General features: G+C 65.8%; 29 protein-coding genes. 14 read left to right on the plus strand and 15 right to left on the minus strand.

Translation table 11 applies throughout. The features are described from left to right. Positions 1 to 25 precede the first annotated feature (25 nt). Positions 26 to 1,024 (plus strand): DUF5784 family protein, encoded by a 999-nt coding sequence (locus C448_RS09890; RefSeq protein WP_004054361.1) that lies wholly within the window; start codon positions 26 to 28, stop codon positions 1,022 to 1,024. A 19-nt stretch (positions 1,025 to 1,043) separates the two neighbouring features. On the opposite strand, the gene C448_RS09895 is transcribed toward C448_RS09890, so the two are convergent. Continuing rightward, positions 1,044 to 1,331 carry a DUF5789 family protein gene (locus C448_RS09895; RefSeq protein ID WP_004054363.1) on the minus strand — a complete coding sequence of 96 codons (288 nt, stop codon included), beginning with the start codon at positions 1,329 to 1,331 and terminating at the stop codon, positions 1,044 to 1,046. Between the two features lie 122 nt (positions 1,332 to 1,453). Between C448_RS09895 and C448_RS09900 the strand changes: the two genes are divergently transcribed. Together C448_RS09900 and C448_RS16310 are read left to right on the plus strand one after the other, a co-directional pair. Beyond that, positions 1,454 to 2,266 (plus strand): PHP domain-containing protein, encoded by an 813-nt coding sequence (locus C448_RS09900; RefSeq protein WP_004054365.1) that lies wholly within the window; start codon positions 1,454 to 1,456, stop codon positions 2,264 to 2,266. Positions 2,267 to 2,344: 78 nt separating this feature from the next. Further along, complete coding sequence (locus tag C448_RS16310; protein ID WP_004054369.1) at positions 2,345 to 2,512, plus strand: DUF6757 family protein; 168 nt, start codon at positions 2,345 to 2,347, stop codon at positions 2,510 to 2,512. Positions 2,513 to 2,515: 3 nt separating this feature from the next. On the opposite strand, the gene C448_RS09905 is transcribed toward C448_RS16310, so the two are convergent. Continuing rightward, on the minus strand, positions 2,516 to 3,145 hold the full coding sequence (locus C448_RS09905) for a hypothetical protein (protein ID WP_004054370.1): 630 nt from the start codon (positions 3,143 to 3,145) through the stop codon (positions 2,516 to 2,518). Between the two features lie 120 nt (positions 3,146 to 3,265). Here C448_RS09905 and C448_RS09910 point away from each other — a divergent pair, with 120 nt between their 5' ends. The 3 genes from C448_RS09910 to C448_RS09920 are packed head-to-tail and all read left to right on the plus strand — an operon-like array spanning position 3,266 to position 4,489. Then, positions 3,266 to 3,778: a cupin domain-containing protein gene (locus tag C448_RS09910; protein ID WP_004054372.1), complete on the plus strand. Its 513-nt coding sequence runs from the start codon at positions 3,266 to 3,268 to the stop codon at positions 3,776 to 3,778. A gap of 58 nt (positions 3,779 to 3,836) precedes the next feature. Continuing rightward, entirely contained in the window at positions 3,837 to 4,073 is a 237-nt protein-coding gene (locus C448_RS09915) for a hypothetical protein (protein WP_049916239.1), read from the plus strand. Positions 4,074 to 4,120: 47 nt separating this feature from the next. Then, entirely contained in the window at positions 4,121 to 4,489 is a 369-nt protein-coding gene (locus C448_RS09920; RefSeq protein WP_004054376.1) for a DCC1-like thiol-disulfide oxidoreductase family protein, read from the plus strand. Positions 4,490 to 4,542: 53 nt separating this feature from the next. On the opposite strand, the gene C448_RS09925 is transcribed toward C448_RS09920, so the two are convergent. Together C448_RS09925 and C448_RS09930 are read right to left on the minus strand one after the other, a co-directional pair. Next, positions 4,543 to 5,499 (minus strand): nucleoside hydrolase, encoded by a 957-nt coding sequence (locus C448_RS09925; protein WP_004054378.1) that lies wholly within the window; start codon positions 5,497 to 5,499, stop codon positions 4,543 to 4,545. Between the two features lie 37 nt (positions 5,500 to 5,536). After that, the gene (locus tag C448_RS09930) at positions 5,537 to 6,712 is read right to left on the minus strand and encodes an acyl-CoA dehydrogenase family protein (RefSeq protein WP_004054380.1); all 1,176 of its coding nucleotides are present in this window, start codon (positions 6,710 to 6,712) and stop codon (positions 5,537 to 5,539) included. Positions 6,713 to 6,797: 85 nt separating this feature from the next. Here C448_RS09930 and C448_RS09935 point away from each other — a divergent pair, with 85 nt between their 5' ends. Next, positions 6,798 to 7,409, plus strand: a complete 612-nt coding sequence (locus C448_RS09935) for an SCP2 sterol-binding domain-containing protein (protein ID WP_004054381.1) — start codon at positions 6,798 to 6,800, stop codon at positions 7,407 to 7,409. Between the two features lie 3 nt (positions 7,410 to 7,412). Here the strand turns inward: C448_RS09935 and C448_RS09940 are convergent, their stop codons facing one another. The 6 genes from C448_RS09940 to C448_RS09965 form a co-directional block, all read right to left on the minus strand. Further along, positions 7,413 to 8,093: a type 1 glutamine amidotransferase gene (locus C448_RS09940; RefSeq protein WP_004054383.1), complete on the minus strand. Its 681-nt coding sequence runs from the start codon at positions 8,091 to 8,093 to the stop codon at positions 7,413 to 7,415. A gap of 100 nt (positions 8,094 to 8,193) precedes the next feature. Then, positions 8,194 to 9,354, minus strand: coding sequence for a glutamate-cysteine ligase family protein (locus C448_RS09945; protein WP_004054386.1), 1,161 nt, complete (start codon positions 9,352 to 9,354; stop codon positions 8,194 to 8,196). Positions 9,355 to 9,457: 103 nt separating this feature from the next. Further along, positions 9,458 to 10,855 carry a class III poly(R)-hydroxyalkanoic acid synthase subunit PhaC gene (gene phaC / locus C448_RS09950; protein ID WP_004054388.1) on the minus strand — a complete coding sequence of 466 codons (1,398 nt, stop codon included), beginning with the start codon at positions 10,853 to 10,855 and terminating at the stop codon, positions 9,458 to 9,460. Further along, complete coding sequence (locus C448_RS09955) at positions 10,856 to 11,398, minus strand: poly(R)-hydroxyalkanoic acid synthase subunit PhaE (protein WP_004054390.1); 543 nt, start codon at positions 11,396 to 11,398, stop codon at positions 10,856 to 10,858. 40 nt (positions 11,399 to 11,438) lie between these two features. Further along, the gene (locus C448_RS09960; RefSeq protein WP_004054392.1) at positions 11,439 to 12,107 is read right to left on the minus strand and encodes a hypothetical protein; all 669 of its coding nucleotides are present in this window, start codon (positions 12,105 to 12,107) and stop codon (positions 11,439 to 11,441) included. After that, positions 12,104 to 12,412 (minus strand): AbrB/MazE/SpoVT family DNA-binding domain-containing protein, encoded by a 309-nt coding sequence (locus C448_RS09965; protein ID WP_004054394.1) that lies wholly within the window; start codon positions 12,410 to 12,412, stop codon positions 12,104 to 12,106. Before C448_RS09965 ends, C448_RS09960 begins: the two co-directional genes overlap by 4 nt. Positions 12,413 to 12,633: 221 nt before the next feature. Between C448_RS09965 and C448_RS09970 the strand changes: the two genes are divergently transcribed. Next, complete coding sequence (locus C448_RS09970; protein ID WP_004054397.1) at positions 12,634 to 13,209, plus strand: MaoC family dehydratase; 576 nt, start codon at positions 12,634 to 12,636, stop codon at positions 13,207 to 13,209. On the opposite strand, the gene C448_RS09975 is transcribed toward C448_RS09970, so the two are convergent. Beyond that, entirely contained in the window at positions 13,206 to 14,051 is an 846-nt protein-coding gene (locus tag C448_RS09975) for an alpha/beta fold hydrolase (RefSeq protein WP_049916240.1), read from the minus strand. The genes C448_RS09970 and C448_RS09975 overlap by 4 nt on opposite strands. Before the next feature lie 177 nt (positions 14,052 to 14,228). On the opposite strand from C448_RS09975, the gene C448_RS09980 reads away from it, so the two are divergent. Then, a complete protein-coding gene (locus tag C448_RS09980) occupies positions 14,229 to 14,561 on the plus strand; it encodes a DMT family transporter (protein WP_004054401.1) in 333 nt (110 codons plus the stop codon). A gap of 81 nt (positions 14,562 to 14,642) precedes the next feature. Here the strand turns inward: C448_RS09980 and cgi121 are convergent, their stop codons facing one another. Beyond that, positions 14,643 to 15,140: a KEOPS complex subunit Cgi121 gene (cgi121, locus tag C448_RS09985; protein WP_004054403.1), complete on the minus strand. Its 498-nt coding sequence runs from the start codon at positions 15,138 to 15,140 to the stop codon at positions 14,643 to 14,645. Continuing rightward, complete coding sequence (locus tag C448_RS09990) at positions 15,140 to 17,371, minus strand: ATP-dependent DNA helicase (protein ID WP_004054404.1); 2,232 nt, start codon at positions 17,369 to 17,371, stop codon at positions 15,140 to 15,142. Before C448_RS09990 ends, cgi121 begins: the two co-directional genes overlap by 1 nt. A gap of 81 nt (positions 17,372 to 17,452) precedes the next feature. On the opposite strand from C448_RS09990, the gene C448_RS09995 reads away from it, so the two are divergent. Together C448_RS09995 and C448_RS10000 are read left to right on the plus strand one after the other, a co-directional pair. Further along, complete coding sequence (locus tag C448_RS09995) at positions 17,453 to 17,695, plus strand: ferredoxin (protein ID WP_004054406.1); 243 nt, start codon at positions 17,453 to 17,455, stop codon at positions 17,693 to 17,695. Positions 17,696 to 17,763: 68 nt separating this feature from the next. Next, the gene (locus C448_RS10000) at positions 17,764 to 18,087 is read left to right on the plus strand and encodes a nuclear transport factor 2 family protein (protein ID WP_004054408.1); all 324 of its coding nucleotides are present in this window, start codon (positions 17,764 to 17,766) and stop codon (positions 18,085 to 18,087) included. Here the strand turns inward: C448_RS10000 and serS are convergent, their stop codons facing one another. Further along, positions 18,088 to 19,467: a serine--tRNA ligase gene (serS, locus tag C448_RS10005; RefSeq protein ID WP_004054410.1), complete on the minus strand. Its 1,380-nt coding sequence runs from the start codon at positions 19,465 to 19,467 to the stop codon at positions 18,088 to 18,090. 80 nt (positions 19,468 to 19,547) lie between these two features. Between serS and C448_RS10010 the strand changes: the two genes are divergently transcribed. The 3 genes from C448_RS10010 to C448_RS10020 all read left to right on the plus strand — a co-directional run bounded on the left by C448_RS10010 (position 19,548) and on the right by C448_RS10020 (position 23,721). Next, a complete protein-coding gene (locus tag C448_RS10010) occupies positions 19,548 to 20,450 on the plus strand; it encodes an MBL fold metallo-hydrolase (RefSeq protein ID WP_049916243.1) in 903 nt (300 codons plus the stop codon). Between the two features lie 377 nt (positions 20,451 to 20,827). After that, on the plus strand, positions 20,828 to 22,615 hold the full coding sequence (gene xsc / locus C448_RS10015) for a sulfoacetaldehyde acetyltransferase (RefSeq protein ID WP_004054413.1): 1,788 nt from the start codon (positions 20,828 to 20,830) through the stop codon (positions 22,613 to 22,615). Positions 22,616 to 22,656: 41 nt separating this feature from the next. Next, positions 22,657 to 23,721: a phosphotransacetylase gene (locus tag C448_RS10020; RefSeq protein ID WP_004054415.1), complete on the plus strand. Its 1,065-nt coding sequence runs from the start codon at positions 22,657 to 22,659 to the stop codon at positions 23,719 to 23,721. 506 nt (positions 23,722 to 24,227) lie between these two features. Here the strand turns inward: C448_RS10020 and C448_RS10025 are convergent. Further along, the coding region (locus tag C448_RS10025) for an APC family permease (RefSeq protein WP_338034753.1) at positions 24,228 to 25,174 on the minus strand (947 nt) is incomplete at its 5' end.

The raw sequence follows: 25,174 nt of genomic DNA on the forward strand, positions 1-25,174 counted from the left end.
AACGCCCAGCCCGCCTCTGGAGACCGTGGCCGGACCGCTCCGTTTCCGTCGTTCCCACGATCACTGGGATCTCGCTCGTCTCCGTCGTGACCTCCACGAACCGCTCGATGCATCGATCGGTGCACGGCTCACGACCCCCTGGTTCAAGCCGCCGCGTGGTTACACCGGTCGCCGACTCGAAATGGACAACGGCGACCGCGCGCTTTTCCTCTGGAACGACGACGCCTTCTGGCTCGGCAACACCCAGACCCCGGAAGCGCTCTGGCGCACCGAGAAGTACGATTTCACGGAGGTTCCCTACCCCGTGTCGCGCTGGGCACAGCGCGAACTGCTCGCCGAACTGAAGCTCCAGGACCCGTGGCTCGCCCGGTACGAACACCTCTCGTGGTTCTTCCTCCCGGTGTTCTTCTCGAAGGACGGCCGCGAGAGCACGCGGACTTTCTTCGCCGACCACGCCGCGGGCTTTCCCGACGCCGACCGCGACGCGGCGCTCGGCTTCTACGAACGGTTCCTCTCGACGGGGGTGCTCGACGACTATCGCTACACGATGGCATCGAAGCTCGGCACCAGCGAGCGCCTCGACCGGACCCGCATGAGCGCGACGATGGCCGAGTTCAACGCCGCGAAACTGCTCACCGACGCCGGCTACGCCGTCCGCCCGGAGATCGAGCTGGACTCGGGCTACGCGCTCGACTTCCGGGCGACGAGAAACGACGAGGGTACGCTCGTCGAGGTCACGCGACCGAGCCGTCCGACCGGCCGGGCGGCCGACACGCCGACGGCAGCCGCCCGCGAGACGGCGCTCTCGAAAACCGATGGCCAGCTCGCCGCCCATCCCGAGACGGTGCTGTTCGTCGACTGTAGCTCCTTTCGCGACGACGAATGGGCCGCCCTCACGGGCGAACAGTCGGGCGTCGGCTACCGTCCGACGGTCGTCTTCCGCGCACGGCCGGACGGCTCCATCACGGGCTATTGCGACGGTGAGATGCCGCTCGATCTCACTGCGGCCGGCATCGATCCGTAACGACGCGCAACCGCACGTCTCACAGCGAGACCGGTTCGTGGCCCTCGACGCCGAGCGCCGTCGGATCGCGGTCGGAGTAGTTCTTGCGACCGATCGCTCCTTCACCGATCGCGCTGTAGGTGGTGAGCCGTGCCTCCTCGGCGGACTCGAAGGTCATCGGCTCCACGCGGGAGAGCGCATCGCCGAAGGTCTCGGAGCCGTTCGGCAACGATATTTCGAGATCACCATGGGCCGTGATGAGCTCGTCCGTCGTGACCGGGTAGCTGTGCGCATCGAGTCGCTCGTCCACGTCCGTCATGAACTGCATGATAGATCGGGATAGTCGGACCTTCATAAACGTTGTCTGGAGATTCCGCCCGAGACCTAGTAGATCATCTAGGAGTGGGATCGCCCAGAACGGACTTATTCGCGGCCCGCTTCCATCGGCCAATGCCGGTTGCCGACCTCCACGTCCACACGACGAACTCGGACGGCCGGATGGCACTCGCTGACGTCCCCGATGCGGCCCGGACGGCCGACGTCGGCGTGGTCGCCATCACCGACCACGAACGCCTTCATCCCGATCTCGAAACGCCGATCGACGATCTCGCCGGCACGACGGCGATCCACGGCATCGAACTCCGCGTCGAGACCGAGAGCGGCCAGGTCGATCTACTGGGCTACGGCGTGGCCCCGACCGCGGAGCTCCGCACGGAGCTCGATCGGCTCCAGAACGATCGCATCGAGCGCGGCCGGGCAATCATCGACTGCGTCGAGGAACGCCTCGACTGTGATCTCGCGCTCGAACCGACCGAGGGGATCGGTCGCCCGCATATCGCCCGCGCCATCGCCCGCAGCGACGCCGATTACGACTACGAGGGCGCGTTCGCGGAGGTCATCGGCAACGACTGCCCCTGTTTCGTCGCGCGCGATCTCCCGACGTTCGAGCGCGGCGCGGCGCTGCTCGCCAATGCCTGTGGCGTGGTCTCGCTCGCACACCCGCTTCGCTACGGCGATCCAGAGGCCGCGCTCGCGCTCGCGGCGTCCGATCACGTCGACGCCGTCGAACGCTACTACGATTACGGCCGTCCGGTCGACGTCGCACCCGTCACGCGGGCGATCGAACGGCATGGACTGCTCGAAACCGGCGGCAGCGACGCCCACGACGACGTCCTGGGTCGGGCCGGCCTCGATGGAGACGAGTACGACGCGTTCCGTGAACGGCTGGCCGCGTCGCTCCCCGAGGGTGTGCCGCGGCCATGAGCCGGCAATCGCAAGCAAATGACGGCGCACGGTCGGGATAGCGGAGGGTTCAATGCCCGTCGCTTCCAACCCCGGCTGATGCAGTGTCACTACTGCGACCGCGAGGCAGACGTCGCCGTCGAGAAGGACGCCCTGAAGGTCGGCCTCTGCCGCGAACACCTCCGCGAACGCCTGAGCGAACTCGCCGACGACGACGCCCTCGCCGGCCTGCAGGACGAACTCGACATCGACCGCTCGGACCGCTGATTTTCACGATGATCCCGATTTTCGCACCGCGAACAGCATCGCGTGAGCCACGTCGATGTCCTGCGGACCGGTGATGCCGTCGTCGAGCCGCCCGCGCGCCCGGAACGCGTAGATGCCGGGGCCGACGTCACCGAGACGGAGCGGGCCGTCACCGGGCGATTCGTCGGGTTCGTCACCGCCGATCCCGACCGTCCAGGTGTACGATTCGCCCGAGCGGAGCGCGACCGGATTGGCCTCGTCGGCGCTCGACCCGTTCGTGGGTGCGACGAGCCGCCAGCCCTCGTCGGTGAGCCGTGTCACGAGACCGCCCGAGATCACGTAGAAGGCCGCCCCGGAGCCGACGCGCTTGATCGTGAGCTCGACGAGATCGGGCGGCGGATGCGCCTCACGTTTCGAGGCCGTGTAGTTGATCGCCTTCGGCCCGTCATCATCCTCGCGGTAGCAGATAGTGCGTTTCACCGCGTCGAAGCCGAAGCTCTCGAACGTCGGGCAGTCGTACTGGCCGAGCGGTTTGGCGGGTTCGACGGGTTTCGCCGGATCGTCCTCGTCGAGGCCGAGCGTCGAGCGCACGCCGCCGAGACAGCCGGTCGTCGTGACCGCCGCGAGCGTGACGAGTGCGTCCCGACGTCGCATAGCTGCCCTCTGGCGACCGGCCGCATAACCCCTCGGCCGGGCATGCGCGGGTGCATATACGAGAGGAGGGGAAGAGACGAGAGGAAGGGAGGAGGCAGCGAGTCGGGACAGCGACTATCAGTGTCGGCCGCCACACATCGCTCGATACCCATCAACGACTCCGACATCGACTGGAGCGCGATCGGCCCCGACGACACCGGTTTCCGTCGTAAACAGCTCGGCGCAGCCGCCGGCGGCGACGATATCGGTTGTAGCCTCTACGAACTGCCGGCCGGCGAGCGGTCGTGGCCCTATCACTACCACACGAGAAACGAGGAGGCGCTGTACGTGCTCTCGGGGACCGCCACGCTGCGCCTCGACGACGAGGAAGAAAAACTCAGGCCGGGAACGTACGTCGCCCTTCCGACTGGTGCGGAGCACGCCCATCGCGTCGTCAACGACGGCGACGAACCCGTCCAATATCTCGTTCTCTCGACGATGGACGAACCGGACGTCGTCGGCTATCCCGACGCGGACGCGCTCGGGGTCTACGCCGGCACGCCGCCCGGTGGCGACGAGGACGAGCGCGTTCTCTCGGGGTTCTTCCGCGAGGACGACGATCTCGACTTCGGGGACGAGATTGCCGACGACTGACCTTGCACTCGACGGCAGAAACGATAGCCCAGCACACACCCTCTTCGTATCTGCGATGATGGATACCAACGATATCGACGCGGGAACGGACGTCTACGACGTCAACGGCGAAGAGGTCGGCACCATTGCCGACGTCGAGAACGACACGGCGTACGTCGACCTCGATCCGGGGCTCACCGACGAGGTGAAGGCGAGTCTCGGCTTCGGCGACACCGACGACGACACCTACGCGCTGCGCGACGAGATGGTCGACACCGTCGACGACGACGGCGTCCATCTCCAGGGCACACACTGAACCGACGAACCGACGGTATTTTTCGCGCGCCGGCATCAAGGAGCAGTATGACCGAACAGCCGCGACTCGTCTACGACGACGACTGTGGGTTCTGCACGTGGTGTGCCGACTGGGCCGTCAGGAACGGCGATTTCGAGCCCGTCGGGTTTTCCGAACTCACGCCCGACGAGCAGCACCGCCTACCCGATGAGTACGAGGACTGCGTCCATCTCATCGCCGACGAGACGGTCTATTCCTGCGGGAAGGCCACCGAGGAAGTTCTGCTGCGCATGGGGAAGCTCCCGACCGAACCGTTCACGTTCCTGAACGGGTTCGCCGACTACGAGCGACTCCGCGAGGACGCCTATCGGTTCGTCGCCGACCACCGCGATCAGTTGGGGAAGATCGTGAGCGCCGACGCACCAGTACGGCGCTGATCGGACGGACTCCCTCCCGCTCCACCAGCACGAATCGGCCGGGCCAGCATCGTTCAGAGCGAACGCTCGGGATCGCCGTGGAGGAGCATGTCGCTCGCGATGCGTTCGAACAGGTCGGCGTCGATCTCACGCACGACCCGGGTTCGGGGCTCGCCGTCCGTGATACCGTTGACGTCGACGAGGCTGTAGCCGCGCGTCATCCCCTCGCGTTCGTCGACGTCCACGTATAGTTTCTCGGCATCGGTGACGAGTTCGGGGTGGAGCATACAGGCGGCAGTGAGCAGGTCGGGCTGGGTCGCGCTCGGTTCGCCGGTTCGCTCGCGGTTCATCTCGCGAGCCCGTTTCGAGATCTCGGCGAAGAAGTCGGCGTAGGGCGTGCCACCGTCGTCGAGACGCGCGAGGGTGTCGGCGTCGAACGTGCCGTCGCGAACACAGAGCCCCCAGTCGACGAGCGTGACGTCGCACTCGCGCAGGACGACCTTCGCCGCGTCGGGATCGACCCAGAAGTTGAACTCGGCGGCGGGCGTGTCGTTGCCGAACGTGCCGACCGCCCCGCCCATCACCCAGACCTCGTCGGCGAGCTCGTCGAGGTCGGGTTCACGCTGGAGTGCGAGCGCGACGTTGGTGAGCGGGCCGATACAGACGAGCGTCACCTCGCCCGGCGACTCGCGGAGGGTCTCGACGATCGTATCGACGGCGTGGCCGTCGGCCGACGGGATCTCCGTATCGGCGACGAGATCGCCGCCGAGACCGGCCTCGCCGTGGACGTGGGTCGCGTGTTCGATCCCCTTGACGAGCGGCGTGCGTGCACCCTCGTAAACCGGGACGTCGCCGGCAGCATCCGCGAGTTCCAGGGTATGTTTGGCGTTCTCGACTTCGTGCTCGAACGGGACGTTGCCAGCGACGATCGTCAGCGCTTCGAGGTCGATCGAGTCGGCCAGCGCCGCAAGCAGGACGGCCTGGGTGTCGTCGCCGGCAGTGTCAGTATCAAGCAGGACGCGTCGGGTCATGGATCGCAAATGGATGGGTGGCCCTTAACGGTTGACCCTACTCGAAGGCCGAGAACCCGGTGAGATCCTGGCCGAGGATCAGCGAGTGGATGTCGTGGGTGCCCTCGTAGGTGTAGACGGTCTCCATGTTGGCGAGATGGCGCATCGGCGAATAATCGGTGGTGATCCCGTTGCCACCGAGCATCTCGCGGGCCACGCGGGCCTGATCGCGCGCCATGCTGACGTTGTTGTACTTCGCCATCGAGACCTGCTGGGGCCTGAGGTCGCCGCGCTCCTTGAGATCGGCCAGCCGGTGGGAGAGCAGCTGTGCGGTCGTGATCTCGGTCGCCATCTCGGCGAGTTTTCCCTGCTGGAGCTGGAAGCTCGCGATGGGCTTGTCGAACTGCTCGCGGTCGGTCGCGTAGTCGCGGGCGGTCTCGAAACAGTCGCGCGCCGCACCGACCGCGCCCCATGTGATGCCGTATCTGGCCTGCGTGAGACACGAGAGCGGCCCTTTCATCCCCTCGACACCCGGCAGCACGGCCGATTCGGGCACCCGGACGTTCGACAGCCCGATCTCGCCCGTGATCGAAGCGCGCATCGAGAGCTTCTCGTCGATCTCGTTCGTGCTCACGCCGTCCTTGTCAGTTTCAACGAGAAAGCCCCGCACGGGCGACCCCTCGGCCGAAGTGTCGCGCGCCCAGACGACGGCGACGTCGGCGATCGGCGAGTTCGTGATCCAGGTCTTCGAGCCCGAGAGGACGTACTCGTCGCCTGCGTGCCCGCTGGCACGCTCGGCGCGCGTTTCCATCCCCGCGGGGTTCGAGCCGTGTTCGGGTTCGGTCAGCCCGAAGCAGCCGACCTTCTCGCCGCTCGCGAGATCGGGCAACCACCGTTCCTTCTGTTCGTCGGAGCCGAAGGCGTGGATGGGATACATCACCAGCGCGCCCTGGACGCTTGCCATCGAGCGAATGCCCGAGTCGCCCGCTTCGAGCTCCTGCATGAGGAGTCCGTAGGCTTTCTCGGAGACCCCGGGGAGACCGTAGCCGTCGAGGTTCGGCGCGTAGAACCCCAGCTCGCCCATCTCGGTGATGAGCTCCTCGGGGAAGGTGCCGTTCTCGAAGTGCGTCCCGATGTCGGGAGCGACGTTCTCGTCGACGAACTCCCGGGCCGTATCGCGGATCATCCGCTCTTCCTGATCGAGATCGGCTTCCAACCCCACGTAGTCGAGCATGGAAGACCTACACGGCAGACCCTGATAAATTCCCCCGTATCCGACGCGCAACCGTTTTGCCCGCCTCCGTGCTCCGACGAAACGAATGGCGCTCTATCCGACCGAGCAGTGGCTGGCAGCGTACAAGGATCGGCTCGACAACAGCGAGGCGCTCGACGAGGCGGGTGCCGGCTGGGGCGTCGATTTCGACGGCGACATCTACTTCGTCATCACCGACGTCCCCGTCTCGGAGACGACGCTCGGCGATCTTCCCGACGAGGCGATGGCCGGCCTCCCGGACCGCTTGCGCGACCAGCTCGCCGACATCCCGCTCGATGCAGCGAACGAGCTCATCGGCGAGGAGGTCAGAGCCGAGCTGCCGGAGAAGAGCCGCGATCTCCTGCGACAGCTCGACGAGTACATCGTCGACGGCACCGTCTACGCGTTCATCGGGCTGAAGGACGGCGGCTGTGAGGAGGTCGCGGTCGTCGAGGACCCTGCCGAGCGCGACGTCGGCTTCAGGCTACGCGGCACGCACGAGACCTGGTCGGCGCTCGTCGACGGCGACCGCGAGCCGATCCCGGCGGCGATGAGCGGCGATCTCGAGGTCGAAGGCGACATGGGGACGATTCTCCAGTACTCCGACGCGACGGCACTGCTCGGCGAGATCGCGGCAGAGGTCGAGACCACCCACCTGTTCGAGCGGGCCGACCAGTAACCGTTACACGACGCGACTCTCGGGTCGGTCGGCGATCTCGCGAACGTAATCGGTGAAGTTCGCGAACAGCGACTTCGCCTCGCAGGCCGCCGCGTAGTTCTCCTCGGTGATGCCGTCGAGAACGCGCTCGATGCGCTCGTCGGGGAGCTCCTTGCCCAGCGTGACGGTCTGTGCCGTCTCCATGTCGTACTCGGGGTGGAACTGCACGCCGAAGGCGTTCCCGGCGCGGAAGCCGTGAATGCCGTAGTCGTTCTCGGCGGTTCGCTCTGCACCGGGCGGAAGCTCGGTCACGGCATCGGAGTGGGTCGTGAAGGCCGTCACCGTGTCGTCGAACAGCAGCCCGTCGCCCTCGACCTCGCGATAGCCGATCTCGTACTCGCCCATGTCTTCGACGGTGCCCCCGAGCGCCTCGGCGAGCACCTGGTGGCCGAAACAGACGCCGAGAAGGGGCATGTCGCGGTCGGTGGCCTCGTCGACCCACTCGACCAGCGCGTCGATCCACGGCTCGTCCCAGTAGACCGACGCGCGCGAGCCGGTGACGACCGCGGCGTCGAAGGCGAACGTTTCGGGGAGCTCCTCGCGGACGGCGAACTCGACGAGGTCGGCGTCGAGTTCGCGGCGGAAGTTCCGGAGCGTGGAAGGCTCCTGTGAGGCGTTGAGAAGCGCGATCCGGGGCCGCTGCATTCTATGAAGACTGTTGGGACTCTCGACTATTGTACGTTGTGATACTGTCATCGGCGTCGCTACGGGTCGAGAACGATTCCCGTGGAGCGGGTCGCGACCGCTACGGACGCTTCCAGGACTCGCCATAATCGGGACCGGTCGCGACGGCTCCCGTCGCGCCGCCCGCCACGTCCGAGAAGGAACGCTGGCGTGCGCTCATACCGTCCAGAAGCGTTCGGACGTCCGCTTCAAGTCGATCGGCGTATTCGAGCCGGAGTCGCCTCGCGTCCGGCTTCGAGATGCGCGCACGACTGCCGATCTCCGCCGCGATCGGGCGATAGTTCCGCGGGTCGATCGACAGCCGTTCGAGATACGACCACACCGCCTGCGAGTCGAGTCCCTCCCCCATCGCCGCCGCGGTGAGCCGCGCGAGTTCCGTGAACGGTGGCACGCGGATGCGGTGTGGTCCAACCTCTGGCTCGCCGATCTCGACCGCCTTCGTTCCGGTCTGGGCCACGAGCCGCGCGACGTCGCCGGTCAGCGTAGCGATCTGCGAGGGTAGCGCCGTGTCGGGCGTCCGCCACTCGACGGTCGGGAAGTCCCGTCGCACTCGGATCGGCGACGCGATGACGTCGTCGGACCGGAAGTGTGTCGCGAACTCCCGGGCCGTGACGCCCCGATCGAGCGCGATCGCACGGAACGACTCATAGGCGGTATCGAGGCGCTCGTTCCACGCGCCGGCGTCGCTCGTGTACTCCCAGAGATCGCGAAATCGGACGAACTCCGGCCCACACAGCGTCCGGTAGGCGTGCGGGCGCGAGGCCGACAGACCGCCCTCGCCGACGTAGTACGGCGACGAACTCACGAGCGCGAGCGCGGGATCGAGCGCCGTGAGGAGGTTTACCTGGCGCGCGACGTTGCCGATGTCGAAGTGGATATGCGTGCCGGCACACTGCGTCGCGGGCGTCAGTCCGTCGCCGTAGATCCGTTCGAGAAGCCGCCCGCGATCGCTCACGATCGGCGAGGAACCCCTGGCGAGCGGCGTCCCGAGCGGGACGAGGCGCAGCCCCGCCGCGTCGGCCGCGGCGAGCACCGTCCGGAGCGTCGACTGCAGCGTCTCGCGGAGTTCGCGCTCGCTCGCGACCGGCGGCGTCTTGACCTCGATCATCGCGGCGACGAACTCGGGTTCGACGCACTCGTGTGCCGTGACCAGTTCGCGACCGTCGCGGAGCGCGCCCGATTCGTCGACTACCCAGTATTCGCATTCGATGCCGACTTTCATGATAACTCACCCCCACCCCCGCACGGCAGGACTGTACCGCCTCGGAGGATACGGATGGATTTATAGTTGTCTATTTTATGTAAAAATTCTTATGTTGTGGGAGCTACTCCGAGACCTGCGAGAGCCACTCCTCGGCACGGCTCTCGGGGATCTCGGCGGCGTCGGCCACCGTTTCGACGTCGGCGGCCGCGAGATCGCCGGTCGTCTCGATCCCTGCGTCACGCAGGCGATCGGCGTAGGTCGATCCGATACCAGAGACGCTCTCGACGTCGTCCACGTCCCCCTGATCGTCGGTCGTTTCGTCGGTGTCGTCGTGGATGCTGGTCGGCTCCTGCGTGTCGACCGCCTCGTCGGCCGCGTCGCTCGCGTCGTCGATCTCGATCTCTTTGGCGTCGTCGAGCTGCGAGCGCTCCTCGTACCACTCGCAGACCTCGGGCCAGACGTTTTCGTGGGAGCTCCCCGAGACCGAGAGGCCGATGTGACCCGTCGAATATTCGATGACCTCGGTGTCATCGCTGCCGATGACCTCGTTGAACGGGATGCTCGTCTCCGAGGGGATCAAGTGGTCGTACTCGCCCGTGATCTGGAGAACGGGCATGTCGATGTTCTCGATATCCACGTGGGTGTCACCCAGGTAGAGCTCGTTGTTGTAGAGCTTGTTCTCCTGGTAGATATCCGTGACGAACTGGGCGAACGTGTCGCCGGCGACGTCGATCCCCTCAGAGAGCCAACGCTCCATCCGCCCGAAGTTCTCGATGAAGTCGTCGTTTTCGAGGTTGTCGTAGAGACGGACGTACTTCGAGACGTAGTTGGAGACGGGATCCATCAGCGCGAAGCCGACGTCGAGCATCTCCGCCGGCGCGTTGCCGTAGGCGTCTTTGAGTTCGTCGGGCGAGAAATACTGGTCGTCGCCCCAGAGTTCGAGCACGCCGCCCGTATCGTCGAAGCAGAGCCCCGCGGCCATCAGCCCGAGGTTCCGGACCTTTTCGGGATTGAGCGCGGCGTACATCGCCGACATCGTCCCACCCATGCAGTAGCCGAGGACGTTGATCGCGTCCTGGTCCGACTGCTCGCGCACTTCGTCGACACAGTTGTCGATGTATCTGGTCACGTAATCTTCGAGCGTGAGATGCTGGTCGAGCCGTGAGGGCTCGTTCCAGTCGATCATGTAGACGTCGAAGCCCGCCTCCAGCAGCCGTCGGATCACCGACCGATCGGGCTGGAGGTCGAGGATGAACGGTTTGTTGATCAGCGCGTAGATGACCAGGATCGGGACGTCGTGCTGCTCGTCCGTCCGCGGCTCGTAGTGCAGCAGTTCGAGCTTGTTCTCCGTGTAGACGACCTCGCTGTCGGTCTGGCCGACCTCGACGGAGGCCATCTGAGCGAGCTGTTCGGGGGCGATCTCGGTCTTCTCGATCGCGTCGGCGGCGGCTTCGAAGCTCTGACGCTGGGCATCGAGGCTCAGCGAGAACGGGTCGAAGGCCGAAGGGCGCTCGCTCATCTACTCCTCCAGGAGCCGGTCGAGTTTCTGCGAGACCTCGTGCTGGCGGCGTTCGAGCTCGATCAGCCGCTCGGCCACCTCGTCGACGTCGTCACGGGTGGCGAAGCCGAGGCTCTCCAGGGTGTCCTGGCTCATTTCGTCGACTTCCTGCTGGAGCTCCAGCATGTCGCCGACCAGTTCGCCGGTGCCGGCGGCGAAGGCCGTCGTCCCCATCACCTCCGAGAACGCCTCGTTGGCGCTCTGGAGCCAGATATCGCGGAACTCGCTTACGTCGACGTCCTCGCCCTCGGCGGCGTCGGCGATGCGCGAGTTCATCCGCTCGGCAGCCTCAACCCAGACCTCGTAGGCACGGCCGTAGCCCGCCATGCCGTCCTCGACGGTGTCGGGATCGGGTGTGGAATCCTCGAACGCGCCCATCCACGACTGCATGAACGCGGACTGGGCCTCCATGTTCTGTTCGAACGACTCGGCGACCGCGTCGTTCATGTCGTTCATCATCGTCGTCCAGCGCTCCTGGATCTCCTCGGGATCGGTGTCGCTCATACTGCTCATTGGTGTGGTTGTCTGAAAAGTCTATGTCCGCTCAGGCCGAGACCTGCGTCTCGAACTGCTCGGCCTGCGCTTCGAGCTGTTCCTGGAATCGTTCGACCTGCGACTGAAGCTGCTCCTGAAACTCCGTGGCCTGTTCCAGCTGACGGTCTGACTGTGCCTCGAACTGCTCCTGGATGTCGGCCATGCGCTCGGCCTGCTCGTCGAGCTGGCTCCCGAAGCGCTCGGCGAACTCCTCGTTGTGCGTCGCGGTCTGCTCGACCATCTCGACCGTCCCCTCCTGGAGCTGTTCGTGCGCCGCGAACAGTTCGTCCATCCCCTCGTCCATCGCCGTGACGGACTCCTCGGAGAGTTCGTCGTGACCGTCGAGGGCTTCCTCGACGGACGCTTCGAGCTGGTCGAAGCTCTCGGCGTGGAGCTCCTTCAGCCGGTCGAACCCCTCATCGGCGTTCTCGCGGAACGCCCGGACGTTCGTGCCGGCGGGCGTCGCGGTCTCCATCGCCTCGAAGTAGCTCTCGACGGCGGTTTCGGCGGCTTCGACGCCCTGGCGCTGGAACGTCTCCTGGCTCTCGATGCCCGAGAGCAGCATCTCGCCGGCGTTTCGCTGGAGATCGAACCCCTGCTCGACGGCCCGCTGGCTCTGCTCCAGAACTGTGCGCTGCATCGCGAACGTCGCTTCGATCGGTGTGGTGTACTGGTTCATGAGTCCTCCCTGTTTCGCTTGACGGGGACGACGACCGTCTGGACGATGTCCCCCTCCTCGATGTCGAGCGCCTCGCGCTCGGCGTCGGGGATCGAGATGCGCCCGCCGCTCTGGACGCGCGTCTTGAACGTCGCCGTCCCCATACTCGTGGCGGCGATCTCCGACAGACTGCTCGGCCCCGATCCGCCGGCGTTCATCAACTGTTTGGCGAACTCCGTCTGCTGCTCGACGGCCTGCTCGCTTGCCTCTTGGAACTGCTGTGCCCACAACGCCGGCGGCCACGTCGCGTCGTCTTCGTCGGTCATCGCTCGATTTCCTGTAGAGCCCCTGAATGGATAAGCGTTGCGCTGAATGCCATTGAAAACCATCGAATGGTAGAAAGTGGTCCGAGGGCCGTCGGACAAAAAGACGTTTTCGCGAGCGATTCGGGCGAAATCCATCGAATCGACGCTCGAAGCGTACAAAAAGCACATACATGGGAGTCGGAATCGCTTATGTACGTCGGTCCCATAGCTGGAACAGTCCCATGAGTTCAGAACCGAGCCCCTCCACGCTGACTGACGCGTGGGTTCGCAACTCCACGTACTTCCTCGACAGCGTTCTCGCAGCCAACCGCGCCACGCTCGCCGCCCTCGGCGTCGACACCGATAGGGAGGTCGATGCCGGCGAAGAGCGGCCGGAATGGACCGTCGAACTCACCGAGGAGCGCCGCGACGCGCTCGCGGTCGGTGACAGGGTCGCGTTCTCGAAACGGCTCACCGACGACGACGTGCGCGCGTTCGCCGCGGCCAGCGGTGACACGAACCCGCTCCACCTCGACGAGGAGTACGCCGAAAGCACGATGTTCGGCGAACGCATCGCCCACGGCACGCTCGTCTCCGGCCTCATCAGCGCCGCGCTCGCGCGCCTACCCGGCCTCGTCATCTACCTCTCGCAGGACGAGGAGTTCCACAACCCGGTCGCCATCGGAGATCGCGTGACCGCCGAGTGCGAGATCGTCGAGGACCTCGGCGAGAACCGCTACCGACTCCGCACGACGGTCATGAACGGCGACGAGACGGCCATCGACGGCGAGGCGGTCGTCATGCTCGACGAGCCTTAGAGAAAGTCGCTCACGACGCGATCGAACTTCTCAGGGTGTTCCCGCGGCGGCCAGTGGCCACACCGCTCGAACGGGACGAACTCGCTGTCCGGGATGCGTTCGGCGGCCCGCTCGGCCCACGCGATCGGGAAGATCGGGTCCTCGCGACCGTGGATTAGCAGCGTCGGCACGGCGAGTTCGTCGAGTCGATCGAGATAACACGTTCGCAGGCCACAGGCACGGAACTCGTCGCGCTGCCACGCCGCGAGCGCGCTGGCTGCCGACGGCCCAACCGCCCGCTCGACGTCGGCGACGAACTCCGCGGAGGGGGTGACCGTCAGTCCGGCGAGACTGCTCGCGATCAGTCCCGGAGTGGCCAGTCCAGCGCCCAGCCAGCCGTCGATCCCCGGCGTGTTGAGCAGCGCCGCCCCGCCCGGTCGCCACACCGCGTCGCGACCCAGCCCGTAGCTATCGGCGAGGACGAGCCGCTCGACCTGGTCCTCGTGATCGAGCGCGTGCCCGAGCGCGACAGCCCCGCCCATCGAGACCCCGACGAGGCTTGCTTGCTCGATGTCGAGCGCGTCGAACAGTCCGGCGAGCACGGCGCAATAGGACTCCATCGTGTACTCGCTGGCCTCGTCACTCTCGCCGTGGCCTGGGAAATCGGGTGCGATCACGCGGTGTTCCTCGGCGAGCGCCGGGAGCGTGTGCTTCCACGAGACGCTTGCGGCATCGAGGCCGATTCCGTGGAGCAGGATCACACACTCCCCTTCGCCGGCCGCGAGATACCGAATCCCGACTGATTCGTCGCCGACGTCGATCCCGATTCGCTTCGACTCCACGCCGACCAGCCCCTCGTTCATACCCACGTCTCGGACGAGCGAAGGCATGAGCGTTCGCACCCATCACGATACTCTCCCACATGATACGCCGTCGGGCTCACGCCGCGGGGGAGAACGGGATCATTCTGTAGAGTGCTGCACCCATTGATCTCACCGTTTTTCGATCGAACTATACGGACGGTAATATCAGCATCAGGAGTGAATCCCTACGTACTACTCGCCGCGGCGATCGTTTCCGAGGTCATCGGAACGACTGCTCTGCAATACGCCGATGGGTTCTCGAACCTCCTCCCGACCGGCGTGCTGATCGCCGGCTATCTGACGTCGTTCTACCTCCTCAGTCTGATCCTGGATCAGTTGCCGATCGGACCGGTGTACGCGACCTGGTCGGCGGTCGCGATCGTTCTCATCACGATCATCGGAACGCTGTTTCTCGGCCAACGGATCGATCTGGCTGGAGTAATCGGTATGGCGCTCATCATCGGCGGCGTCTATCTGCTCAACGTCGTCTCCGATGTGTCCGTCCACTAATTCGATTCCGTCAGCGTCTCAGTAGCAAGGTATCCCTGTTATCGCAAGGGGGAAAGTTCGACTCTTCTAAATCCGTAGCAATCACTTCTCGACATCGAGCAGCGCGACCCGCTCGCGGACGAGATCCGCGAGACATGCTTCCGTCGCCGCGAGTTCCCGCTCGCCGATGTCGAAGAACTCGCGGACGCGCGCGGCGTCGAAATCGCCGAGAGTGTCCTTGGCATCGAGCAGCGGTTCGATCTCGTCCCTTGCGGCACGCTCGTTACCACTTTCTTCGGCTGCGACGAGCACGACGACCGGCTGGTCGCCCTCGCCCACACCGAGTTCGAGCGCCCGCTCGATCTGACGGCGACCGGCAGCGTAGAGCAGGATCTCGACCGCGCGCTCGCGGGCGATCGCCTCGCCGCGCTCGCGTGCCCGATCGGCGAGGGTGAGTGCGCGTTCGAGATGGGTTCGTGAAACGATATAGCGCGCGTCGAACGCCTGCACCGTACAGCCGTGCTCGTCGCCGATCGCGCCGAGTCGGGCGACGAACTCGTCCACGTCCTCGATCGTCGCCCGTCCTTCGACGGGCTCCATCAGAACTCACCGAGGCTCGACTGATCGTTCTCGTCCGACCCGTCGCCGGCCACCGCGACCGACCCCGCCGGTTCGACGTCCGTCATCGAGGGATCGCTCCGGCCGACGTTCTCCAGGACGTTCTCGGCGGTCTTCGTCCGTCCACGGAGCGCACCCAGCACCACCGATTTCTCGGCGTCTCTGAGATCGGCGCGACCCTCGATCCCGTTCTCGAACAGTCGGCGGGCGCGCTTGCGACCGACGCCACGCACGCCCGCGAGATCGATGAGCTCCGTGCGGATGCCGTGGGCGACGCGCGTTCTGGCTTCCCTTACTGCTGGTGCCCACTCCAGTCCGAGTTCGCCCGCGAGGCGTTCGGCGGCCGACAGCAGCCACTCGGCGGTGTCGACCTTCCCACGCAAATCGCCCGGCCCGATGCCGTAGCGATCGGTGATCGTACTCTCGTCGAGTTCACTCGCCCAGTCGTCGAGCATGCTGGCGGTCTTGAGCGCCGAGAGCCAGTCGTCCCAGCGCTCCTCGAACTCGCTCGGGACGCTACCCAGCATCTCCGTTTCGTGCTCGTGGGCGATCATCGTGTACTCCTCGCGATCGCCCGAGCGCAAGTAGAGCTCGTACATGTCGGGCGTGCGGCTCACGAGGTGGAAGAGTCCGAGAGCGGTCGGGCGCTCGTCGGCGTGTTCGAGACCATCGACGATCTCGGCGGCGCTCATCGGGTCGAGGTAGAGCCGCGAGACGGTGTGGCCGAGCGAGGTCGCCGTCAGGTCGTCGCCGTCGCGTTCGAGGAAATCGTTGGCGACGAGGTAGTCGAGCATCGAATCCATGACGCGTTCGAGACGACCGCCTTCGTCCGTCTGTGTCGCATAGAGCGTCCGATCGAGAAATTCGAGCAGCCCCGAACGCGACCCCGCAAACCCGGAAGCCACGGTCGCGAGCAGGTGGGTGCGGAGGGCGGGCTCGGCGGCGAGTTTCGAGCGAACGGGTTCGGGTTCGGTCCAGATGTATCTGTCAAAGAGCTCGTCGAGCTCGTCGTGGCTCTTGGCGAGCAGCAGCGATTCGCCATAGGGATCGAGCCCCGGTCGTCCTGCACGGCCACACATCTGGTGGACTTCGAGAACGGAGAGCGGTTCCATCCCGCCGGCTTCGCCCGAGTAGCGCCGCCAGTCGCGGACGACGACCCGACGACTCGGCGTGTTGACACCCGCAGCGAGCGTCGGCGTCGCCGACACCACCTTGAGCAGGCGGTCGCGAAAGGCCTCCTCGACGAGCTCGCGGTGGTCGGAGGCGAGACCGGCATGATGGAAGGCCGCACCCTCCTCCACTGCGTTCGCCAGATCCGAACTCGTCTCGGTATCGCTCACGTCGCGGATCTCGGCGGCGATGTCGGCGAGACGGTCGCGTTCGTCGGCCGTGAGCGCTCCCTCGACCGTACTCGTGAGTCGACGAGCCTCGGCTTCGGCGTTGCGCCGGGAGTTGACGAACACGAGCGTCGACCCTTCGTCATCGAGCGTGTCGCGCACGATGGCGGCGGTCGGCTTCTCGCCGTCCCTGACCCCGAGTTCGTGCTGTTCGCCGTCCTCCAAGTGGATCGCCTGTCCGAAATGGACGCCCTTCTTGAGATCGATCGGTCGCCAGGTCGAGTCGACGAGTTCGGCGTCGAGCCAGTCGGCGAGGATCTCGGGGTTGCCGATCGTCGCCGAGAGCGCGACGGTTTGCAGGCCAGGATTGCGCTGGCGGAGTTTCGCGAGCGTGACCTCCAGTGTGGGTCCGCGATGGCCGTCGTCGACTAGATGGACCTCGTCGGAGACCACACAGCTCAACTGATCGATCCAGGGTGCGTCGTTGCGGACGAGCGAATCGACCTTTTCGCTGGTCGCGACGATGATATCACAGGTCGCGAGCCACTCGCCGTCCGAATCGTAGTTGCCGGTCGAGACGCCGACGGTGAGGCCGTACTGCTCGAAGGTCTCGAACTCGGCGCGTTTCTCGCCGGCGAGCGCGCGCAGCGGGACGATGTAGAGGGCTTTGCCGCCGCGGGCGACGCTCGCAGTCATGGCGAGTTCGGCGATCAGTGTCTTCCCCGACGCCGTGGGAACGCTCGCGACCAGACTCTCGCCCTCGGTGACGCCCGCGTCGACCGCGTCCGCCTGGGGTGGGTAGAGCTCCTCGATCCCCTCGCCACCCAGATGCTCGGGCAGCCACTCCGGGACCGCCGACAGCTCCGAGACGTGCATTACCCATTCTGTGTGCCGCTCACCGTTTAAACCGTCGGAGTACGCCGTCAGCCATATGGTCGCGCCGGGAGAAGCGGGCGTATGCGAGTCGAATTCGATCGCGAGACCTGTATCGGCATGTTCCAGTGCGTCGCCGAGTGGGAGGGGTTCGAGCGCGACGAGGACGCCGGCAAGGCGGTGCTGGTCGATGGCGAGGAAGAGGAGCCCGGGAAATTCGTCCGCGAGGTGCCCGACGACGCCGAGCTGGACGCCAAATTCGCTGCCCGCGTCTGTCCCGTCGACGCCATCACGATCCACGAGGACGGCGAGCAGATCGTCCCGTAGCGTTCGGCCAACGAGTGCGGACGACGGGAGTCGGTAGGCTCTTTTCGATGACTACCGTCACAGACACCATGAGCGCCCGCACCGTCCGGTCGTACTACCGCTCGATCGACGAGAAGCGCTACGACGAGCTCGGAGGGCTCCTCGCGCCAGAGTTCGTCCACGAGCGCCCCGACCGCACGTTCGAGGGCCGGGAGACGTTCGTCGCGTTCATGCGCGACGAGCGCCCGCGGACCGAGACGGGCCACGAACTCGACAGACTCTACGACGACGGCGACGAGATCGCCGTCCGCGGCCGCCTGCTCGACGAGGACGGCGACCGCCTGTTCGGGTTCGTCGACGTCCACACGATCGACGATGGGGCGATCGCGCGCATCGAGACCTACACTGACTGATTAGTCCTTGCGACCCGCGCCGACCGCACTCTCGCCGACCGGCTCGTGGCCCTCGATGGTCTCTTGGCCACCCATGTACGGCCGGAGCGGTTCGGGGATTTCGACCGTGCCATCCGGGTTCTGATAGTATTCAAGGATGGCGACCATCACGCGTCCGATGGCGGTGCCCGAGGCGTTCAGTGTGTGGAGGTAGTCGGCCGATTCGTGGCGCTCGGGGCGGTATCTGAGTCCGGCCCGTCGTGCCTGGAACGCCTCGAAGTTCGAGGCCGAGGAGACTTCGAGCCAGCGGCCGCCCTCTTCGGGACCGTCCTCCATGTCGTCTCCGGGGGCCCACACCTCGATATCGTAGGTTCGCGCCGAGCCGAAAGTGAGGTCGCCGGTGCAGAGATCGAGCACGCGGTAGGGGAGGTCGAGCCGGCGGAGCGTCTCCTCGGCCTCGTCGAGCAGCCCCTCCAGGCGCTCGTCGCTCTCCTCGGGCCGGACGAAGTTCACGAGTTCGACCTTGTTGAACTGGTGGACTCGGACGATGCCGCGGGTCTCGGTGCCGTGCTCGCCCGCCTCGCGGCGGAAGTTGGGGGTGTAGGCCTGGTGTTTGATCGGGAGATCGTCGTCGAGGAGGATCTCGTCGCGATACATGTTCGTCACCGGCACCTCGGCGGTGGGACAGAGCCAGAGATCGTCGTCCTCGTAGGCCTCGTGTTCGCTCCCGCCGACGCGGTAGGCGTCGTCGGCGAACTTCGGGAGCTGGCTCGTCCCGGTCATCGACTCGCTGTTGACCGGCACGGGCGGGAAGACATCGACGTAGTCCTGCTCGCGGTGCAGGTCGAGCATGAACTGGATGAGCGCGTGTTCGAGCCGCGCGCCGTCGCCCTTGAGGAAGTAGAAGCCCGCACCCGTGGTCTTCGCGCCGCGCTCGAAATCCAGGATCTCCATCTCCTCGCCCAGATCGTAGTGGGGCGTCACCTCGGCGGGCAGTTCGCGCAGATCGTCGAACCCCTCGCGGCGGATTTCGACGTTGTCCGATTCGTCCGCGCCCTCGGGCACGCCCTCCTGGGGAACGTTCGGGATTTCGAGCAGGGCCTCGTTCAGTCGGGTTTCGAGGTCGTCGGCACGTTCCTCGACCTCGGCGATGTCCTCTTTGAGATCCTGCGAGCGCGCGATGGCCTCCTCGGCTTCGTCGTCCTCGCCGGCCTGTTTGAGTTCGCCGATACGGTTCGAGACCTCGTTGCGTTCGTGTCGGAGCTCGTCGCCCCGGTTCTTCGCCTCACGCCAGCGGTCGTCGATGTCGAGCACGCGATCGAGGTCGAGGTCGGCCCCGCGGGCGTCGAGGGCCGCGCGCACCTCGTCGGTGTGCTCACGGAGATACTGTCTGTCGAGCATTTCCCGGCGATTGCATGCCGTGTGACAAAATCCTATTGTTCGACGGGAGGTTTTTCACGGCGCTCGGCGTTCCCGGAGACATGGCAATCGGGGACGTGTTCACCGTCGATGGCTGTTCGGAGCTCCACTACGTCGATACCGGGATGTACGACACCGCGGAGTACGGCGCGGTCTACATCCTCGACACCGACCGCCCCGCGCTGATCGACACCGGCATCGGCACCAGGTATGAAAACATCCTCGACGCGCTCGACGAGGTGGGCATCGCTCGCGAGGAACTCTCGTATATCCTCCCGACCCACGCCCACCTCGATCACGCTGGCGGGACGGGCTATCTCGCCGAGGCCTGCCCGAACGCCACCGTGCTGACCCACGAGATCGGCGTCCCTCACCTGATCGATCCCGAGCGGCTGGTCGCGGGCACCAAGGCAGCAGTCGAGAGCCAGTGGGAGTATTACGCCGAGCCGAAGCCCGTCCCCGAAGACCGCATCGAGGGGCTCTCGGACGGCGATGAGATCGACTGTGGAAACCATACGCTCGCCGTCCATCACGCGCCGGGCCACGCGCCTCATCAGGTGATGTTCCACGACCGCGCAAACGACGCGCTGTTCACCGGCGACGCGGCCGGTATCTGGATCCCGAGCATCGAAACGATCCGCCAGACGTCGCCGCCCTCGAACTTCGATCTGGAGGCCTGTCTCGCCGATATCGAAACGATCCGCGAAATCGACCCCGATGTCCTGTGTTTCGGCCACTTCGGTCCCCGGGAGTACGACGAAGCGCTGCTGGACGAGTACGAACGGATCCTGGAAGAGTGGGTCGCGGACATCCAGAACGCACGCGCCGAGTTGGGTGACGACGAAGCAGTCATCGAGCGGTTCGTCGAGCGCAGCGAAATGGCCGAGGCGTGGTCCGAACGGAAGGCCAGCGCCGAGGAACGGCTGAACGTCCGCGGCGTGCTCGCGTATCTCGATCAGCAGTAGCGTCGCGACTGCATCAGGCCCCATCGCTCGAAAAGCGCCGAGAACGATCCAATAAAGCGACGATGGACGGCATGAAACCGACGTGGCGTGGTCCGCGTGCGAGCGAGCTACCCTGACGGATTTCTCTTCTCGCCGCGTTCTCCACGTTCGTTTTCGAGTCCTGGAGCATCGACGAGCGCCGGCTCCAGTCGGCGATCGAGAGCCGTCGATGGCGATGAACGATCGGCTGAAACCGTCACGTCGGAAAGTCAACTTTCTGCGGGAAGTGTGTTCTTCTATTCAATTTCTCCTATTCTATTGTAGTTTCTTCCCAGGAATTGATTTGAGACGGAAGTTATAAGTCATTCCGTGATATGGATGCAAGTGGGTCGAACGGAATGTCACGACAGCAAGCACCACCACCGACCGAGGACGCACCGCTCCACGAGGGTGAGACGATGTCGCCGAGCGAGGCGCTGCTCGAACAGTTCGTCGCCGAGGACGCCGACGTGATGTTCGGGATCGTCGGCTCGGCGTTCATGGACTTCCTCGACATCATGCCGCAGGCGGGTATCCGCTACCTGCCCGTGCGCCACGAACAGAACGCCGCCCACATGGCCGACGGCTACGCCGAAGCGCTCTGTGGCCGCGAACCGGGCATCTGCGTCGCCCAGAACGGTCCCGGCGTCACCAACATGGTCACGGGCATCAAGGCCGCCCAGCTCAACCACTCGCCGGTGATCATGCTCTCGCCGGCCGCCACCACGGGCTCGATCGGCACCGACGGGTTCCAGGAGGCCGACACCATGTCGATCTTCGACGAGTGCGTCGACTGGCAGGGCCGTCTCGAAGACAACAGCCGCGTCGCCGAGTACGTGCGGACTGCCTATCGCGAATCGCTGACCGAGATGGGGCCCACTCAGATCGACTTCGCCCGCGACCAGCTCTACGGCGAGATCGAGACTGACGTACTCCAGCCGAACCAGTATCGCCAGGAGCGCATCGGGTCGGCCGACGACTCGAAGGTGAGCGAGGCCGCGACCATGCTCTCGGACGCCGACAACCCGGCGATCATCGCCGGCCTCGGGACGATCTACTCGGACGCGATCGACGAGGTCGCCGACCTCGCCGAGGAGTTGAACGCCCCCGTGGCGAACTCCTACCTCCACAACGACAGCTTCCCGATCAGCCATCCCCTCGCCGTGGGCGCGCTGGGCTACGGCGGCTCGAAGGCCGCGATGGAGACGCTCTCGGAGGCCGACTGCGTGCTCGCCGTCGGCAGCCGTCTCAGCGGCTTCGGTCTCCTGCCCCAGTACGGGATGGACTGGTTCCCCGAGGACGCCGACGTCATCCAGATCGACGCCGACGCCTCCCAGATCGGGCGCACCACGCGCGTCGAGTTGGGCTTGGTCGGCGATGCCGCCGAAACCGTTCGCGGCCTCGCCGGCGATCTCGATGCGTCCGCCGGTGCGGACGACTCGCGCGTCGAAGAGATCGAGCAGGCCTACGCCGACTGGAAGGACGAACTCGAAGAGATGTCCCAGTCGGATCAGGCCCCGATCCACCCGCGGCGCGCGCTCTGGGACGTCGCACAGGCGCTGCCCGAGAACACGATGGTGGCGACGGACATCGGCAACACCTGCTCGATGGCCAACGCCTACCTGGAGTTCGACAATCCGGGTAACTTCCTCGCCGCCGGCACCTACGGCAACTGCGGGTTCGCCTACCCAGCGGCCATCGGCGCGAAGGTCGCCCGACCCGACGATCCCGCAGTGGCGCTCGTCGGCGACGGCGCGTGGGGCATGCAGTCGATGAACGAGATCATGACCGCCGTCCGCGAGGACATTCCGGCCGTCGCGGTCGTGTTCAACAACATGGAGTGGGGTGCCGAAAAGCAGAACCAGTACTGGTTCTACAACGACCGCTTCGTCGGCACCGATCTGCCGGAGAACCCCGACTTCGCCGAGATCGCCCGCGACATGGGCGCACACGGCACGCGGGTCAAGGATCCGGACAACATCCAGTCGGCGATGACCGACGCGCTCCAGTCGGGCGAGCCCGCCGTCGTCGAGATCATGACCGACGGCACCGAACTACTCGAACCGTTCCGCCGCGACGCGCTCGACGATCCCGAGCGCGTTCTGGAGAAATACCGCCAGCCCGGCGACGCCAACTACGAGGGCTGAGCCGGCGGCGGTCACCGATCGTCACCGCATCCGAACCACCGATGAGCCTTCTTTCACGACTTCGCGAACAAGCACGGACGGCGAGCCCGCGCATCGTTCTCCCCGAAGCCCACGACAGCCGCGTGCGCGAAGCGGCCGTCAGAGCTGCACGCGACGGCATCGCCGAGCCAGTGCTGCTGGATACCGACGAGGGATCGCGAGCACTGTGTGCCGAGCACGACCTGTCGCGGGGCGCACTCACCGTTCTCGATCGTTCCGACGAACGGATCGAGGAGGACGCCGCCGCGTACGCCGCGCTACGCGATGTGCCCGTTTCGGCCGCAAAACGCGTGCTCGACGACGAGTTGGTGCTCGGGGCGTGGCTCGCGCGCACCGGCGAGGCCGAAGGATTGGTCGCCGGCGCGACCCATCCAACCGCCGAGGTGGTCGCGACGGCCAACGGGATCATCGGTCTCGATCCGCTGGTCGACACCGCGTCGAGCTACTTCCTGATGGCGTTCGACGATCCGACCATCGGCGAGAACGGCGCGCTGCTCTACGCCGACTGTGGGGTGAACATCGACCCGGACGACGAACAGCTGGCGGACATCGCGCTCGCGACCGCAACGACAGCCGAGAAGCTCCTCGGCTGGGAGCCGCGGGTCGCGATGCTCTCGTTTTCGACGAAGGGGAGCGCGAGCCACGAGACCGTCGACGAGATCCGACGGGCGACGGAACTGGCCCGCGAACGGATGGACGGGCTCTGCATCGACGGCGAACTGCAGAGCGACGCGGCGCTCGTCCCGAGCATCGCCGAACGGAAGAACGGGGATGCGAGCGTCGTCAACGGCGACGCGAACGTGCTCGTCTTTCCGGATCTGAACGCGGGCAACATCGCCTACAAGCTCACCGAACGGCTCGCGGGCGCGACGGCGCTCGGCCCGGTGCTGCAGGGCTACGCGCGACCGCTGAGCGATCTCTCGCGCGGCGCGAGCGCCGACGATGTCTACGATATCGTCACGATCACGGCCGCCCGCGCCGCGGCGAGCGAGGGGTTCTCCGACGGGACGATCCTCGAACGCGGGCAGTTGGCTCGACGCGAACAGGAGCCGCCGCGCCCTGAGTGATCGGCGGATCGCCGTATCGATCATCGAGCGACCGTTTTTGTTGATGGCCTCCCCTTCACCGGAATCCGTTCGACCGCATCGACGGACGGATCGCTGCTCACGGCGATAGCGAGCGTTCGTAGCATCCGTGGAATGATCTCGGCCGCTGACGACATCGATCCGGACAAACCGCGTCACGCTGCGCTCGCTAGTTTCTCGGATACCATCGGTTCCGAAACGCACCGATAATGGTGTTCATCGAGTGCGTAGGGATGCCATGGTTTTCTCATCATGATCGCCGACATCGCTTCGATTCTTCCCCCCCCCCCTCTCGTTCTCTCTCTATCTATCGAGCCAGCGCGGCGCGGCTACGGCGAGCGAAGCGGCCACACCGTGTTTCCGACGAGTGGGTGCAGCTTTGAAACACTCTCCAAGAAAACCGTCATCGGTCGAAAGTGGGTGCTGACGGCCGCCGGCCGTGAGGGTCGGATGGCAGTGGTGACAACGAGGTCGAGAAGGAGCGTGCGCTACTGCTGTTCCGACACCGGCTGTCGGGTCTCCTCCATCGTGGTCTCGGTCGTCGATCGCCGTGAGAGCGCGAACAGCACCGCGCCGAGGACGATCCAGGCGACGACGATCGCCCACTCGCGCGGCCAGAGCAGCGCCGAGGGCGCGCCGGGCATGTAGAGCCCGATGAAAAACAGCGTCACGACCATCGCGGCGATGCCGAAGGTGTAGCCACCGGGAAGCTTGAACGGCCGCTCCATCTCGGGTTCGTTGTAGCGCAGCGCGACGAACGACACCGCGACGGTGAACCAGGCGAGCACGATCCCGAGCGAGCCGGCGTTGATGATCGAACTGACGAAGTTGCCGCCGAACCACGGGGCGGCCATCGAAAGTGCGCCGATGAGGACGATCGCGCGCGAGGGCGTGTTGTACTCGGGGTGGACCGTGGCAAGCGACTCCGGCAGGAGCCCCGAATCGGCCATCGCGAAGACGATGCGGCTCGCGCCGATGACGAACGCGCTCCAGCTGGTGAGCAGCGCGCCGATGCCGACGATCGTCATCAGCTTGCCCGCCACGGTGCTGCCGAAGATCGCGCTCATTGCCGTCGCGGCCGGCACGAGGCTATTGCCGAGCGCGCCCGCGGCGACGGCCCCGCCGGCCGCCCAGATGCTGACGATGTAGAACAGGCCGACCGTCGCGACGACGGCGAGCACCACCAGCGCGAGCGAGCGCGAGGACATGTCGGCCTCCTCGGCGGCCTGTGGCACGACGTCGAAGCCGACGAACAGCATTGGTACTTGGATGGCGACGGTCGTGATCCCGAGCGCCGGCGCGCCGCCGAAAGCCGCGTTCGAGACCGACGGTCCGACCGTGAGCGAACCCGTCACGAGCGCGATGCCCGAGATGGCGATGACCGTCGCGAGAACGAGCTGTACCTGTCTCTTATACACATCTCTGAGCGGGCTGG

Source organism: Halococcus morrhuae DSM 1307, assembly GCF_000336695.1.
Classification (GTDB): domain Archaea; phylum Halobacteriota; class Halobacteria; order Halobacteriales; family Halococcaceae; genus Halococcus; species Halococcus morrhuae.

Excerpts from the sequence above, each read along its gene's own strand:
- xsc (WP_004054413.1), top strand. The coding sequence starts at position 20,828 with ATGTCACGACAGCAAGCACCACCACCGACCGAGGACGCACCGCTCCAC.
- C448_RS09895 (WP_004054363.1), bottom strand. The coding sequence starts at position 1,331 with ATGCAGTTCATGACGGACGTGGACGAGCGACTCGATGCGCACAGCTAC.
- C448_RS09960 (WP_004054392.1), bottom strand. The coding sequence starts at position 12,107 with ATGAACCAGTACACCACACCGATCGAAGCGACGTTCGCGATGCAGCGC.
- C448_RS09995 (WP_004054406.1), top strand. The coding sequence starts at position 17,453 with ATGCGAGTCGAATTCGATCGCGAGACCTGTATCGGCATGTTCCAGTGC.
- C448_RS09905 (WP_004054370.1), bottom strand. The coding sequence starts at position 3,145 with ATGCGACGTCGGGACGCACTCGTCACGCTCGCGGCGGTCACGACGACC.
- C448_RS09990 (WP_004054404.1), bottom strand. The coding sequence starts at position 17,371 with ATGCACGTCTCGGAGCTGTCGGCGGTCCCGGAGTGGCTGCCCGAGCAT.
- C448_RS09945 (WP_004054386.1), bottom strand. The coding sequence starts at position 9,354 with ATGAAAGTCGGCATCGAATGCGAATACTGGGTAGTCGACGAATCGGGC.
- C448_RS16310 (WP_004054369.1), top strand. The coding sequence starts at position 2,345 with ATGCAGTGTCACTACTGCGACCGCGAGGCAGACGTCGCCGTCGAGAAG.
- C448_RS09940 (WP_004054383.1), bottom strand. The coding sequence starts at position 8,093 with ATGCAGCGGCCCCGGATCGCGCTTCTCAACGCCTCACAGGAGCCTTCC.
- C448_RS10000 (WP_004054408.1), top strand. The coding sequence starts at position 17,764 with ATGAGCGCCCGCACCGTCCGGTCGTACTACCGCTCGATCGACGAGAAG.
- C448_RS09955 (WP_004054390.1), bottom strand. The coding sequence starts at position 11,398 with ATGAGCGACACCGATCCCGAGGAGATCCAGGAGCGCTGGACGACGATG.
- serS (WP_004054410.1), bottom strand. The coding sequence starts at position 19,467 with ATGCTCGACAGACAGTATCTCCGTGAGCACACCGACGAGGTGCGCGCG.
- C448_RS09965 (WP_004054394.1), bottom strand. The coding sequence starts at position 12,412 with ATGACCGACGAAGACGACGCGACGTGGCCGCCGGCGTTGTGGGCACAG.
- phaC (WP_004054388.1), bottom strand. The coding sequence starts at position 10,855 with ATGAGCGAGCGCCCTTCGGCCTTCGACCCGTTCTCGCTGAGCCTCGAT.
- C448_RS10010 (WP_049916243.1), top strand. The coding sequence starts at position 19,548 with ATGGCAATCGGGGACGTGTTCACCGTCGATGGCTGTTCGGAGCTCCAC.
- C448_RS09925 (WP_004054378.1), bottom strand. The coding sequence starts at position 5,499 with ATGACCCGACGCGTCCTGCTTGATACTGACACTGCCGGCGACGACACC.
- cgi121 (WP_004054403.1), bottom strand. The coding sequence starts at position 15,140 with ATGGAGCCCGTCGAAGGACGGGCGACGATCGAGGACGTGGACGAGTTC.
- C448_RS09900 (WP_004054365.1), top strand. The coding sequence starts at position 1,454 with ATGCCGGTTGCCGACCTCCACGTCCACACGACGAACTCGGACGGCCGG.
- C448_RS10020 (WP_004054415.1), top strand. The coding sequence starts at position 22,657 with ATGAGCCTTCTTTCACGACTTCGCGAACAAGCACGGACGGCGAGCCCG.
- C448_RS09920 (WP_004054376.1), top strand. The coding sequence starts at position 4,121 with ATGACCGAACAGCCGCGACTCGTCTACGACGACGACTGTGGGTTCTGC.
- C448_RS09975 (WP_049916240.1), bottom strand. The coding sequence starts at position 14,051 with ATGAACGAGGGGCTGGTCGGCGTGGAGTCGAAGCGAATCGGGATCGAC.
- C448_RS09970 (WP_004054397.1), top strand. The coding sequence starts at position 12,634 with ATGAGTTCAGAACCGAGCCCCTCCACGCTGACTGACGCGTGGGTTCGC.
- C448_RS09915 (WP_049916239.1), top strand. The coding sequence starts at position 3,837 with ATGGATACCAACGATATCGACGCGGGAACGGACGTCTACGACGTCAAC.
- C448_RS09930 (WP_004054380.1), bottom strand. The coding sequence starts at position 6,712 with ATGCTCGACTACGTGGGGTTGGAAGCCGATCTCGATCAGGAAGAGCGG.
- C448_RS09935 (WP_004054381.1), top strand. The coding sequence starts at position 6,798 with ATGGCGCTCTATCCGACCGAGCAGTGGCTGGCAGCGTACAAGGATCGG.